9 protein-coding genes and 1 pseudogene are annotated in these 14,068 nt (G+C 46.7%); 7 read left to right on the top strand and 3 right to left on the bottom strand.

The genetic code is table 11. The annotated features are described in order from the left end of the window. The first annotated feature begins 176 nt into the window (after positions 1-176). The 5 genes and pseudogenes from kdpF to kdpD form a co-directional block, all read left to right on the top strand. Positions 177-266, top strand: a complete 90-nt coding sequence (kdpF, locus tag PSI15_RS00805; protein WP_065814091.1) for a K(+)-transporting ATPase subunit F — start codon at positions 177-179, stop codon at positions 264-266. Then, positions 267-1,958, top strand: coding sequence for a potassium-transporting ATPase subunit KdpA (gene kdpA / locus PSI15_RS00810; protein WP_273581889.1), 1,692 nt, complete (start codon positions 267-269; stop codon positions 1,956-1,958). It abuts the gene before it with no gap. A 49-nt stretch (positions 1,959-2,007) separates the two neighbouring features. After that, positions 2,008-4,092 (top strand): potassium-transporting ATPase subunit KdpB, encoded by a 2,085-nt coding sequence (gene kdpB / locus PSI15_RS00815; protein ID WP_273581890.1) that lies wholly within the window; start codon positions 2,008-2,010, stop codon positions 4,090-4,092. A 43-nt stretch (positions 4,093-4,135) separates the two neighbouring features. Beyond that, positions 4,136-4,747 (top strand): potassium-transporting ATPase subunit KdpC, encoded by a 612-nt coding sequence (gene kdpC, locus PSI15_RS00820; RefSeq protein WP_273581891.1) that lies wholly within the window; start codon positions 4,136-4,138, stop codon positions 4,745-4,747. Further along, positions 4,734-6,923 (top strand): annotated as a pseudogene (kdpD, locus tag PSI15_RS00825) (two-component system sensor histidine kinase KdpD); the annotation flags it as partial. The gene kdpC and the pseudogene kdpD, both read left to right, overlap by 14 nt. Positions 6,924-6,984: 61 nt before the next feature. On the opposite strand, the gene pulA reads toward kdpD, so the two are convergent. Further along, the gene (gene pulA / locus PSI15_RS00830) at positions 6,985-9,822 is read right to left on the bottom strand and encodes a pullulanase-type alpha-1,6-glucosidase (protein ID WP_273581892.1); all 2,838 of its coding nucleotides are present in this window, start codon (positions 9,820-9,822) and stop codon (positions 6,985-6,987) included. 405 nt (positions 9,823-10,227) lie between these two features. Here pulA and PSI15_RS00835 point away from each other — a divergent pair, with 405 nt between their 5' ends. Next, entirely contained in the window at positions 10,228-10,656 is a 429-nt protein-coding gene (locus PSI15_RS00835) for an EamA family transporter (RefSeq protein ID WP_273581893.1), read from the top strand. A 49-nt stretch (positions 10,657-10,705) separates the two neighbouring features. Here PSI15_RS00835 and pgm read toward each other — a convergent pair whose 3' ends face one another. Both pgm and seqA read right to left on the bottom strand, forming a co-directional pair. Continuing rightward, the gene (pgm, locus tag PSI15_RS00840) at positions 10,706-12,346 is read right to left on the bottom strand and encodes a phosphoglucomutase (alpha-D-glucose-1,6-bisphosphate-dependent) (RefSeq protein ID WP_273581894.1); all 1,641 of its coding nucleotides are present in this window, start codon (positions 12,344-12,346) and stop codon (positions 10,706-10,708) included. Positions 12,347-12,436: 90 nt separating this feature from the next. After that, positions 12,437-12,970, bottom strand: a complete 534-nt coding sequence (gene seqA / locus PSI15_RS00845; protein WP_045969617.1) for a replication initiation negative regulator SeqA — start codon at positions 12,968-12,970, stop codon at positions 12,437-12,439. Positions 12,971-13,229: 259 nt separating this feature from the next. Here seqA and ybfF point away from each other — a divergent pair, with 259 nt between their 5' ends. Beyond that, complete coding sequence (gene ybfF, locus PSI15_RS00850; RefSeq protein WP_273581895.1) at positions 13,230-14,009, top strand: esterase; 780 nt, start codon at positions 13,230-13,232, stop codon at positions 14,007-14,009. Positions 14,010-14,068: the final 59 nt, after the last annotated feature.

Consider the following 14,068-nt stretch of genomic DNA (forward strand, 5'->3'; position numbering starts at 1 on the left):
AGCTGCAACTTGAAGTTTATCGGGTATACACTTGCCATATGATACTTTGTCGATAAATTCCGCAGATCATTTATACTTTTTTACGCTTTCAGGAACGCTTTTAATAACTTCTTTGTATGGTCATTCCTATGCTGTAACTGACTATTTCTGCAAGAAATAAGCAAGGAGAGTACACCATGAATATCTTCCTCATCCTTGGCATTTTTCTGGTGACGCTATTACTGGGCTATCTCATTTATGCGTTATTGAATGCGGAGGATTTCTAAATGGCAGTATCCGCTTTTTTACTGATTACCAGTTTTCTGCTCATACTGTTTCTATTGAGCAAACCGCTTGGCAACCTGATCGCCAGACTTGTCGAAGGAGAATTGCCCCGCTGGCTGACAAAAACGGAAACCATCCTGTGGCGTTGTTGTGGCTTGCAAAAACCTGGCAGCAATATCAAAGAAATGAACTGGTGGCAGTATGCTCTCGCCATCTGCATATTCAATATCGCTGGGCTATTGCTCCTGTTTACGCTGCTGGTAAGCCAAGACCATTTGCCATTGAATCCACAACATTTTGCCGGCCTGAAATGGGATTTGGCACTTAATACTGCAATCAGTTTTGTCACCAATACCAATTGGCAAGCCTATAGTGGAGAAAATACCCTCAGTTACTTAAGCCAAATGGCTGGATTGACCGTACAGAATTTTCTGTCTGCGGCAACTGGAATTGCTGTGGCTTTCGCCTTAATGCGGGCGTTTTCACGCCAAGGCATGAAAACCGTGGGAAATGCGTGGATCGACATCACACGTATCACTTTATATCTCTTGCTCCCGCTTGCGATCATTATTGCCTTATTCTTTGTCAGTCAAGGCGTTATCCAAAACTTTTCTTCCTATGTCCTCATCCACTCTCTTGAGGGACAACAGCAATGGCTGCCTATGGGGCCGGTTGCTTCTCAAGAGGCCATAAAACTGTTGGGAACCAATGGCGGCGGATTTTTTGCGGCAAATTCAGCCCATCCGTTTGAGAACCCAACTTCACTCAGTAACTTTGTCCAAGTTCTGGCGATTTTCTTGATCCCCTGTGCCTTATGTTTCGCATTCGGTCTGGTTGTTGGAGACAATCGCCAGGGATATGCTCTGCTCTGGACGATAAGCATCGTTTTCATTATTGCCACCAGCGTGGTGATGTATGCCGAAACCGCCGGTAATGCCCATCTCATAAATGCCAATATTAGTGAGCACTTCAATATGGAAGGCAAAGAATCCCGCTTTGGTATCCTTGCCTCTTCTCTCTATGGGGTGGTGACAACAGCCGCTTCCTGTGGTGCCGTCAATGCCATGCACGATTCCTTTACCGCGCTGGGTGGCATGATACTGCTCTGGTTGATGCAGATTGGTGAAGTCATCTTCGGTGGGGTAGGTTCTGGTCTTTATGGCCTGTTACTGTTCGTTCTGCTTGCTGTATTTATCGCAGGCTTGATGATTGGTCGCGCCCCCGAATACTTAGGCAAAAAAATTGATGTTTATGATATGAAAATGGTCGCATTAGCGATCTTAGCCACGCCTTCGCTGGTTTTATTAGGCACCGCTCTGGCGATTTCAACCGACATCGGTCGCAGCGCTATTGCCAATCCCGGCGCTCACGGCTTCACTGAAGTCCTTTATGCTTTTTCATCCGCTGCCAATAACAACGGAAGCGCCTTTGCCGGACTCAATGCCAACAATGTCTTTTACAACCTCGTGTTAGGGATCATCATGTTTCTTGGGCGCTTTGGCGTCATTCTGCCTGTTCTGGCCATCGCGGGTTCCATGGTTAACAAAAAACGCCAGCCTATCAGCAGTGGCACCTTACCGACTCACGGTTCCCTCTTCATTGGACTACTAATTCTGGTCATTTTACTGATTGGGGCTCTCACGTTTATTCCTGCACTGGCGCTTGGCCCTATTGCAGAACACTTACAATTTTGACTGTGAGAATTGGCCGTGAGAATGTCAGGTTGAGAGAGTGAGGTAACGCATGAAAAACAGACAACAAGTATTATTTGAGCCGACTTTAATTCGCCATGCACTTATCGATTCGTTAAAAAAATGTCATCCGGCCCGCCAATGGCGTAATCCCGTTATGTTTGTGGTTTATGTGGGAAGTTGCCTGACCACCGCATTATGGATTGCTATCTTAGTGGGACAATTAACGGGCAACGCGCTATTTACCGGTAACGCCCTATTTACCGGGGCTATTACTCTCTGGTTATGGTTTACTGTCCTGTTTGCCAACTTTGCAGAAGCCTTGGCTGAAGGACGTAGCAAAGCCCAGGCATCCAGCTTGAAAGGTGTCAAAAAAACCAGTTGGGCGACCAAACTGGCATCACCCGACCGCGAATCGGCAAAAGAAAAAATCACGTCAGACACGTTGCGCAAAGGCGATATTGTGCTGGTGGAGGCGGGAGAAATTATTCCTTGCGATGGTGAAGTCCTTGAAGGCGGGGCGTCCGTTGATGAAAGCGCGATTACCGGAGAATCTGCGCCTGTTATCCGTGAATCCGGCGGCGATTTCTCCTCTGTTACGGGTGGTACGCGCGTTTTATCGGATTGGTTAATCGTCGAATGCACCGTCAATCCGGGAGAAACCTTTTTAGACAGAATGATTTCAATGGTTGAAGGGGCTAAACGACGTAAGACCCCTAATGAAATCGCCCTTACCATTTTGCTCACGGCGCTGACCATTATTTTCCTGCTGGTCTGTGTCAGCCTGCTGCCTTTCTCCTTGTTCAGTGTCCAAGCCAATCAATCCGGCGCCCCGATTACCCTGACAGTATTGATTGCCTTACTGGTTTGCCTGATCCCCACCACGATTGGCGGTTTACTGTCAGCTATCGGTGTTGCGGGTATGAGCCGTATGTTGGGAGCTAATGTTATTGCCACCAGCGGACGAGCTATTGAAGCCGCCGGAGATGTGGATGTCTTGTTACTTGATAAAACAGGGACTATCACGCTCGGAAATCGTCAGGCATCCCAATTTTTACCCGCACCAAGCGTAACAGAACGACAGTTAGCTGATGCGGCGCAACTCTCTTCCCTTGCCGATGAAACACCGGAAGGGCGCAGCATCGTGATCCTGGCAAAAAAACGTTTCAATATGCGTGAACGTGATCTGCGGGAATTAAAAGCGACATTTGTTCCCTTCTCTGCCATGACCCGCATGAGCGGGGTCAATATTGGTCATCGCATGATCCGCAAAGGCGCTGTCGATGCTATTCGCCGTCATATTGAAGCTAATCACAGTCAATTCCCGGAAATGATTGACCAATTGGTACAAAAAGTGGCGCACAAAGGGGAAACACCGTTGGTTGTTGCTGAGAACCAGCAGGTCTTGGGCGTCGTCGCCTTGAAAGATATTGTGAAAGGTGGGATTAAAGAACGCTTCAGTGAAATGCGTAAAATGGGGATCAAAACCGTCATGATCACGGGGGACAATCATCTCACTGCCGCCGCCATTGCAGCCGAAGCCGGCGTTGATGATTTTTTGGCAGAAGCCACTCCCGAAGCGAAACTTGCCCTGATCCGCCAATATCAGTCCGAAGGGCGTCTGGTTGCCATGACGGGAGATGGTACCAACGATGCACCCGCGCTGGCACAAGCCGATGTTGCCGTTGCCATGAATTCAGGCACACAAGCCGCAAAAGAGGCCGGTAATATGGTCGATTTGGATTCCAACCCCACCAAATTGATCGAAGTTGTCCATATCGGTAAGCAAATGTTAATGACCCGCGGTGCTTTGACTACTTTTAGCATTGCCAATGATATTGCTAAATATTTTGCCATCATTCCCGCTGCTTTTTCGGTCACATACCCACAACTTAATGCGTTGAACATCATGCGCCTTCATTCGCCAGAATCTGCGGTACTGTCTGCGGTTATCTTCAACGCGATAATCATAATTTTCTTACTACCCTTAGCCTTAAAAGGCGTCAGTTACCGTCCCATGAACGCACTGTCACTCTTGCGCCGAAATCTATGGCTATATGGCCTTGGTGGCCTGCTGGTGCCATTTGTCGGCATCAAACTTATTGACATCTTGCTCACGGTCTTCATGTTTAACTGACAATCTTTAAATAATCAGGGCATACAAATAAAGGTGATGAAAAATGATTTGGTTACGTTCTTCCATTGTTTTGCTGGTATTTCTTAGCCTAATCACGGGGATTGCCTATCCATTACTAGTGACGGGAGTCGCAGGATTGTTATTTCCCCACCAAGCAGGGGGATCGCTAATCAAGCAAGATGGCAAATGGGTTGGCTCTGAATTAATAGGGCAAAATTTTACCAACCCCGTCTATTTTCATGGACGGCCTTCCATGACGGCCGAAAAACCCTATAACGCGTTGTCATCGGGAGGCAGTAATCTCGCTGTGACCAACCCGGCACTGGACAGCAAAATACAGCAAAACATAATCCAAGTGCGTTCATTTAATCATTCCGGCAATGTTCCGATCCCCGTTGATTTAATCATGGCATCGGGTAGCGGGCTTGATCCTCATATATCCCCGGAAGCGGCTGAATTTCAGGCACAACGTGTGGCGATAGCCCGTTACTTGCCACTTGACGTGGTTGATAAACTGATTCAGCAACACATTCAGTATCCCCTGCTGAAATATATGGGGAAACCGATAGTTAACGTACTGGAACTGAATCTGGCGTTGGATAACCTGGACCCAAAAGGCAAACCAAAAGGCAGAATAAGATATGGCACAGAATGAACCCCAGCGCCCTGATCCTGATGACTTACTGACACTGGCAAACAAAAAGCCACGTGGCAAACTAAAAATATTTTTCGGCGCTTGTGCCGGTGTCGGTAAAACTTATGCCATGCTGCAAGAAGCTCAACGGTTACTGGCACAAGGGTTAGACGTCATTGTCGGCGTTGTCGAGACCCATGAACGGCAAGAAACGGCAGCTCTACTGCAAGGCTTGCCTCAATTACCCCCCAAATATTTCCACTATCATGAACGCAGGATAGCAGCTTTTGACATTGATGCTGCCCTTGCCCGCCATCCGGCCATTATTCTAATGGACGAGCTGGCATTCAGTAATCCCAAAGGCTGCCGCCACCCAAAACGTTGGCAGGATGTCGAAGAACTACTGGAAGCTGGCATTGATGTGCTGACTACCATCAATGTGCAGCATTTGGAAAGCCTGAATGATGTTGTCGGCGGTATTACCGGCATTCGCGTTCGGGAAACGATTCCCGATCATATCTTCGATCAGGCTGATGATGTTGTTCTGGTCGATCTTCCGCCTGATGATCTGCGTCAGCGACTCAATGATGGCAAGGTTTACATTTCAGGTCAGGCCGAACGTGCCATTGAACATTTTTTCCGCAAAGGGAATCTGATTGCCCTGCGTGAATTGGCATTGCGCCGCACGGCCGATCGTGTAGATGATCAAATGCGCGCCTTTCGTGATACTCAGGGAAGAGAACCCGTATGGCATACGCGAGAAAATCTACTATTGTGTATTGGCTACAATGCAGGCAATGAAAAGCTGATTAGGAAAGCCGCTCGTCTGGCAGCAAAACTCGATTGTGTCTGGCACGCCGTTTACGTTGAAACCCCCAAACTACACCGATTACCAAAAAACAAACGTCGCACCATCTTACAAGCCTTGAAGCTGGCGCAAGATCTCGGTGCAGAAACTGCAACCCTCTCCGATTCTCATGAAGAAAAAGCCATCCTGCGCTACGCCAGAGAGCATAATCTGGGGAAAATCCTGATTGGCCGCTATTACAACTCACATACCAATTTCTTTGGCTTCAAATGGCATCGTGATTTTTCAGAACGACTGGGGAAACTCGGTCCTGATTTGGATTTGATTATTGTTGCGTTGGAAGATAAAAAACGTGGGGACAAAGAACCAAAAGATAACCGAACATTCAATGATAAATGGCGGATCTCGATTCAGGGCTTTTTGATGGCCATTGTGCTCTGTGCCCTGATTACCCTCTTTTCCCGAACATTCTTACTGACCCTTGATCAAGCCAATTTGGTGGCAATTTACCTGCTCGGCGTGGTCATTATCGCGCTGTTTTATGGTCGTTGGCCATCTGTCTTTGCTGCTTTCGTCAATGTTATCAGTTTTGACATTTTTTTCGTCCAACCACACTGGTCGTTGGAAGTCAAAAACATGCAGTATCTGCTCACACTGACCGTTATGCTGATTGTCGGGGCCGTTGTCGGAAACCTCACCGCTGGTATACGCTATCAAGCCAGAGTAGCCCGTTATCGCGAACAACGGACACGACACCTGTACGAAATCACCCGTGAACTCAGTAAGGCCCTAAATGAAGAAGATGTAGCCCGTATTAGCTATCACTTTCTGTCCAATAGTTTTCAGGCAAAAACGGGGTTGTTACTACCAGATAGCAACCACCATTTACACCAAGTGCGATCCCATAACGGTGGTCAGATGCAAATTGATAATGCGATAGCTAAGTGGTGTTTTGAGAAAAAACAACCTGCCGGAGCGGGTACTGATACATTACCAGGCGTCCCTTATCAGTTATTACCTATCGCTAACCCCTCACAGGTTTTTGCCGTTCTTGCCATTGAATCCCCTAATCAGCATCAATTACTGGTGCCGGAACAACAACGGTTATTACAAATCTTCACGGGACTGATCGCCAACGCACTGGAACGCTTATACCTTGCCCGCTCCGCAGAATCCGCCAAACTGGAAATTGAGCGGGAGCAACTGCGTAACTCATTGCTGGCAGCACTATCTCACGACTTACTGACCCCGTTAACCGTACTATTCGGACAAACTGAAATGCTGATGTTAGATTTATCCGCAGAAAATTCACCTCATACTCAACAAGTTAACCAAATTCGCCAGCAGATCCTCAGTACTTCGCAACAGGTCAATAACCTGCTTGATATGGTTCCCAAGGAGATTCCAAAACAGTAAGCCCCACGGCAATCAGGCAAGGTGCCTGATTGCGTTATTTCCTGCGCACCGGCAAACCTGTCCCACGTATCCCGTGTTGTGGCAGAACCAGTACGGCTGCCGACCATGCAGGCATGATTACCTCTCCATTTTCTGTTATGCGTATTCCCGCCGCCAAAGACGCCTCGCCTAATTCACGTTGAATATCATTTAATTGCAAACCCTTGGCATTAATATCTTTGACAGTCACAGACCAAGGCGCGGCATTAATCACAACCACCAAGCCATCAAACCGCCAATCACGATCACGCGAAGTCAGATTGCCGTCATCAATCGTCATGACCAGTAAGCCCATTTGCTGATGAGGGCCAACATTCACAAAATCGACACGTTGCCTGACAGCCGCACCATCGCCAAGCGTCATCAAGGGTGAAAATTGACGTAACCGCAATAGCTCCTGATAAAATGCCACCATCTGTAATAATTCATTTTGACCTGGTTTTTTTACCCGATTTTTCACCCGATCAATCAAGGGATAATTCTTGCCATCGTTCTCACGTTCGGGTAATCCCACATCATAATTATTGTCTTTGTAATCATAACTAACCCGATTAAACCAATCGCCGGCATCATAAGAATCACGGGTAAATGATTTTGAGCGCAATAACTCTGAACCCTGTTGATCAAAAGCCAATCCTTGCCCCAGAAATACCGTAGAAAGCGAGATCGCCTGCATACGCACTCTTGTCATCAGGGAGGCTTCATGGGCAGCTTTATAACTAATAATGTCCCACAATGTTTGATTATCATGCTTAGAGACATAATTCAGTGCTTCAATAGGATCTAACGCATAACCCGCAGCAACCCCCTTATAATCAATTTCTCTGCCGGTTTTCACTGCGCCATCTTTATCAATCATGACAAAATCAGCCAGATTACCCGCCATGCCAAGGCGCACCAGATCCCATAAATGACGAACGTAATCTGCATCTAATTTGGCGATCTCATTAGGTAATATTTCAGCCCCATTACCTATCCCCTGCTGACTGCGAATACGGTCAGCAACGTCAAATGGACCACCGCCACGTACTGCATCCCGCAGCCTGTCAGAGAAAGTCCCAATGCCTGTTCCCTTAAGATTGATTTGCGACGCGGTTTCGAATCGATCATCCTGCCCGGAATTCCAGCCCTCGCCAAAAAAGTAGACTGATGGGTTAATGGCGCGCACTTTTTCGAGTGCCGATATCATTTGCGCTTTGGGGTGATATCCCATTAAATCAAACCGAAAGGCATCAATCTTATAATCTTTAACCCAAGTCACCAGTGAGTCTTCAATCAGTTTGGCAAACATACGACGTTCAGGCGCCGTATCAGCACAACAGGTATTATTTTCAATACTGCCTGTTATTTCATCCAAACGGTGGTAATACCAAGGTACAATTTTATCCAACACCGATGTCCGAGATGTAGGACCTGCCGCGTCGGTATGGTTGTAGACAACATCCATGATCACATTCATGCCTAATTGCTGTTTGATAGCCTGTATCATGGCGCGAAACTCTTTTATGCGACTGGCACCTTCTGGATCAGTGGCATAAGATCCTTCCGGTACGGAGTAATGAAACGGATCGTAACCCCAATTATAAGAATCCGTTTTTGCCACCAATGTATTTAATTCTTGTACTTGCGGATTATTGATATTGTCATCACGCAGCAATTGCTGCAAAACCTCCCGCACAGTCAATGTGCTACGGCAATAATCGGCAAAACGGCTATTTTTCACCTCTGGATTGATTTGACACAGGCGACTGAAAGGGTGTTCAAGATCAGCCACCTGATGGCTAAATTCATTCACGGAAGTGATATCAAACACCGGTAATAACTCCATATGGGTCATTCCCGCCCGACTCAAGGCCTTAAGATGCCTGAACATATCACTGTTATTGTCAGTCAGTGCCAGATACTTACCACGCCAGACTTCCGGTATTGTGCTGTCTGCAACGGAAAGATCACGGATATGCGCTTCATAAATGGTCATGCGGGCAATATCCGTTGGTGTATTTTGTGGGTGCGGCGTCAGCAGGTTATCCCAATTTTGCGGTTTCAGTGAGGTATCATCCAAATTGACGACCTGACTATATTCTGAATTCGTCGACAGGCTATAAGAATAAGGATCGGTAACCTCGTAGCGTTCCACATTGCGGGAATAGGGATGGTAAACCTTTAAGGCGTAGCGATAATAAGCGCCAATCAACGCTTTGCCACCTTGCCATGACCAGGAACCACTTGCTGCATCACGCTGCATGGTATGGCTGGTCATCATCTGCTTATCTTGATTATAAATAACCAGACCAACCTCTTGGGCAGTCGGTGCCCATAAACGGAAAACCACGCCTTTGTCATTTATCCGTGCTCCATAGTCCAACTTACCAGCAGCCTCAGCGAAACGATCATCCAACACACCCGCGGTTTGTACTTGGGTTGCCGAGAGTAATACACCGTGTTCATTCGCCGCCAAAGCGACCAAATCCCCCATCAACAACGGATCAATATCCACATTATCAGGCAGACGGAATGCGGCCCATTTTGCAAAATGAGGGAATTTTTTTGCTGTTTCTTGGTTTAAAGTTGTCGGTCTGAGTGTCAGGTAATGATCCGTAAAATAACCGCGATCATTTAACTTTATCTTTTTGTTTTTTTTATAATATAAACGAACAATCGGTTTACCTGTGCCACCTGACCACAATAACGTTTGTTTATCAACCCAGTGCGCGGAAGCCTGAGAAATTTCTGGCTCAGAATTAGCATTTCCAATACGACAACAATAGATTTGTTCACTGTCTGATATTGGTTTCAAATCATGCTTCAAGCTATGCTTCAAACCATGTACCATTGGTTTCTCCTGAGTTTGCGACAAGTCACTTTTATTTTGAACACAATTATTTGGAACGCACTGTGTGAGCAATAAAATAAATAGACTGCTTATTAAAATAAGATAAATCTTCCTCCAAAAGTCAGATTTCATCGCCAAACCTTGTTAATAGAAAGATTACATTAAATAACGTTCCCAAAGGGAAGATTTGCCTGTATCACTATTATGAAAATCTATTTAAACACGCTATTAAGCCACCCACCTCATCCTTTATTTATAAATATAGGGAGTAAGATAAAGGATGAGTGATTTTATCTGCACCTTGGGCAATCTTTTATTTATTGGGTTTTCACATATCAACAAAATTAGCCTATGATTCACTCCTCTGAGACAACACGGTAATATCAAGCATAGGATGAATTGAATATGAGTACATGGCTGATTTATGCCTTACTCTCCGCGCTAACCGCGGCACTGGCGGCTATTTTTGGCAAAATTGGCTTGCAAAATTTAGATGCCAATACGGCAACGGCCATTCGGGCGGTCATTATGGCGCTGTTTTTGGTCGGCGTGGTCATTGTGCAGGGAAAATTGAATCTTATCAGTGAGATTATGGCCAATCGCAAGGCGCTGCTGTTTATCCTGTTAAGCGGAATAGCCGGCGCGCTTTCTTGGTTATTCTATTTTCTGGCGATCAAACATGGCAAAGTTTCCCAAGTGGCGCCTATCGATAAACTCAGCGTGGTATTTGCGGTCATTCTGGCGGTGATCCTGTTTGGGGAGAAAATTTCGCTGATAGCTGCCGCAGGCGTCGCACTCATTACCATCGGGGCGTTGATGGTCGCTTTGGGGTAAAGCAAAAAGCCGCAGCAATTGCTACGGCTCTTGTTTTTTCACCGCCTAATCAACCCGCAGCAAATACCTGATTAACGATTTCCTGCGCTTCTTGCTCAATTTTTTCACGATGCTCGGCACCGAGGAAACTTTCACAATAAATTTTATAGGCTTCTTCTGTACCAGAAGGACGGGCAGCAAACCAACCGTTGTCACTCATGACTTTCAAGCCACCAATGGAAGCCCCATTGCCCGATGCGGTTGTCAGACGAGCGGTAATCGGATCACCGGCCAGGATATCAGCCTTAACCATTTCCGGGGACAGTTTAGACAGCAAGGCTTTTTGCTGATGCGTCGCCGGAGCCTGAATGCGGCTATAGCTTGGCGTACCGAATCGGGCGGCCAATTTATCATAACGTTGCTGCGGATTCTCACCCGTCACTGCGGTCATTTCCGCCGCCAACAGGCAAAGAATCATGCCGTCTTTATCCGTTGACCACGGCGTGCCGTCAAAACGCAGGAAAGAAGCCCCCGCACTCTCTTCTCCGCCAAAGCCCAGACTGCCTTGATGCAATCCATCCACAAACCATTTAAAACCGACGGGAACTTCCACTAATTCACGCCCCAGATCGGCGACCACACGATCAATCATGGCGCTGGAAACCAGTGTCTTGCCCACGGCAATATTTTTCTGCCATTGTGGACGGTGGCGGAACAGGTAATCAACCGCCGTTGCCAAATAATGGTTAGGGTTCATCAAACCCGCCGGCGTAATAATGCCATGACGGTCATAATCAGGATCATTGGCAAAGGCCAAATCAAATTTACCCCGCAATTCCAGCAGCCCCGCCATAGCCCAACGGGATGAGCAATCCATGCGGATCACGCCGTCATGATCCAGCGTCATAAAACGGAATGTTTGATCGACTTTATCATTAACCAGTGTCAGATCGAGATGGTAATATTCGCCAATCCGCTGCCAGTAGGCAATCCCTGAACCGCCTAATGGATCAATACCAATCTTTAAGCCTGCTTGCTGGATCGCGGCCATGTCGACAACGTCACCCAGCGCAGTGACATAAGGATCAATCAAATCCTGAGGATGCAAATATTCACTCTTTAATGCCTGTTCATAAGGCAAGCGCTTGATGCCATTGAGACCAACCGCCAGTAATTCATTGGCACGCTGTTCAATGATTGCCGTCAGATCGGTATCGGCTGGCCCGCCATTAGGCGGATTATATTTAATGCCACCGTCTTCCGGCGGATTATGGGATGGCGTGATCACGATACCATCGGCCAGACTTTTTCCCTGACGGTTGTGACATAAGATGGCATAAGAAATGGCAGGCGTTGGCGTAAACCCATTATTTTCCTGCACAACCACATCCACACCATTCGCCGTTAACACTTCCAATACGGAGATAAAGGCCGCTTCTGAAAGCGCATGGGTATCTTTACCCACATAACATGGCCCGGTGATCCCCTGTTGCGAACGCACTTCCACAATGGCCTGAGCAATGGCCAAAATATGGGCTTCATTAAAACTGTTGCGCCCAGCGCTGCCACGATGGCCGGAAGTCCCGAACTTGACCTTATGCGCTGGGTTTTCAGAATGGGGTTGTAAGGTGTAATACTGTGAAGTGAGCTGGGCAACATTGATTAAGTCATGCTGCTGGGCGAGCCGCCCGGCTCTTGGATGAATGGCCACTTTATTATTTCTCCTGGGAGAGCGCACCGGCTTATTGCCAGTGCAGTGCTAATAAATTAAGCGATTGGATGATAGGGCAACTAACTAAAATTAAATAGTGCCACACACTCTCTCAATCAAATTTGCCGGAAACTTCATATCCTGCATGATATGTTCAATCATGCTGCGTTTACGGTCAGTATTGGTATTGGTGATCACCCAAAAAGGAGTGCCGGGAATATGACGTGGCTTGGTTTGCTTGCCGCTGGCTAATAAAGTGTGCTCATCACCGGCGAAATAGGTACGAGTACGGCCGTGCATCGATTCCGTTGCTTTGGTGAAACTCTCGCTGTTCAGGCTATACAGTGTAGACAGGGTCAGCATAAAACGCTCAACCGATTTTTTCTTTTCAGCGTACTCATCAGAAAGCAATAATTCACGAATAACGCGGACAGCATCACGGGAACGGGCAGCCGGGGTCTTAACAACAGGTGCAGGGTCGTTGGCAGGCTCTGTGATTTGTACTGGCTGCCCGGCGTCCAACTTCAATATGCGCCGTAAAATATCAGATGCACTTTCACCGATATGCAGAGTTTGGCTTGCAATAAAGCGGTAAAGGTCTTCATCAACTTCTATCGTTTTCATTTCTATCCAGTACTGTTCTTAATGAAAAAATTATCTTGCGATTATAAGATATAATGCCACAAAACAAAACAATTAAACTTTCAATAACTTAAAGTGATTCCTTTTAAAATTGAGAATCCGCAAAAAAGTGACTTTCCTTTAAAATAAATCAAACAGTTACAACTATTTCATTCCGCTGGGTTTGTCACTGCTCACGTATCATGATATTAAGCATCTCAATATTAAACAGGGTATAAACGCTATTAAACTCAGGCAAATTATGAAGTCAAATCGTCAATTAAATTATCATTTCCACACACCGGAAAATCCGCAATCATCAACGCCCATTGTCCTGATTCATGGGCTTTTTGGGGATTTAAACAATCTGGGGATCTTGGGGCGCGATTTACAGCAATATTATCCGGTGATCCAAATCGATGTGCGTAACCACGGTATTTCCCCACGGATGGAAAACATGGATTACCGCGATATGGCACAGGATGTCCTGCAACTCCTTGATGAGCTGAATGTATCCAAGGCGGTGATTATCGGGCATTCCATGGGGGGGAAAATCGCCATGACTATGACGGCAATGGCACTAGAACGGATTGAAAAAATCGTCGTGATTGATATGGCTCCCGTCGCTTATCCCGTTCGCCGCCATGACCGCATTTTTGCCGCACTGAACAACGTCACGGCATCTGGAGTACAAACCCGGCAAGCCGCGACAGAAATTATGCGTCAGGATATTCGGGAAGACGGCGTGATTCAATTTCTGCTGAAATCGTTCCGTCAAGGGGAATGGAAATTTAACCTGCCGGTTTTGCAAAAAGAGTACGAAAAGATTATCGGTTGGGAAACGATTCCCGCATGGCATGAACCCGCCCTGTTTATTCGCGGCGGAAATTCAGATTATATTACTGAAGTTTATCGTGAAAATATTATCAGCCAATTCCCACAAGCGACTGCATGGGTTGTCGCCGGTTGTGGGCATTGGGTTCATGCAGAAAAACCTGAAGCGGTACTCAGGGCAATTCATCGCTTTTTAGGCACAAAATAATGACATTATCAACCCATTGAATGTGGGTTGATAAAAGTTCAATCAAAGGCGTAATTACA

This window comes from Xenorhabdus sp. PR6a (genome assembly GCF_028599065.1).
GTDB classification, from domain to species: domain Bacteria; phylum Pseudomonadota; class Gammaproteobacteria; order Enterobacterales; family Enterobacteriaceae; genus Xenorhabdus; species Xenorhabdus doucetiae.

What these genes read in the sequence shown, in the direction of transcription:
- kdpF (WP_065814091.1), top strand. Translation starts at nt 177, where the DNA reads ATGAATATCTTCCTCATCCTTGGCATTTTTCTGGTGACGCTATTACTG.
- kdpA (WP_273581889.1), top strand. Translation starts at nt 267, where the DNA reads ATGGCAGTATCCGCTTTTTTACTGATTACCAGTTTTCTGCTCATACTG.
- kdpB (WP_273581890.1), top strand. Translation starts at nt 2,008, where the DNA reads ATGAAAAACAGACAACAAGTATTATTTGAGCCGACTTTAATTCGCCAT.
- kdpC (WP_273581891.1), top strand. Translation starts at nt 4,136, where the DNA reads ATGATTTGGTTACGTTCTTCCATTGTTTTGCTGGTATTTCTTAGCCTA.
- pulA (WP_273581892.1), bottom strand. Translation starts at nt 9,822, where the DNA reads ATGGTACATGGTTTGAAGCATAGCTTGAAGCATGATTTGAAACCAATA.
- PSI15_RS00835 (WP_273581893.1), top strand. Translation starts at nt 10,228, where the DNA reads ATGAGTACATGGCTGATTTATGCCTTACTCTCCGCGCTAACCGCGGCA.
- seqA (WP_045969617.1), bottom strand. Translation starts at nt 12,970, where the DNA reads ATGAAAACGATAGAAGTTGATGAAGACCTTTACCGCTTTATTGCAAGC.
- ybfF (WP_273581895.1), top strand. Translation starts at nt 13,230, where the DNA reads ATGAAGTCAAATCGTCAATTAAATTATCATTTCCACACACCGGAAAAT.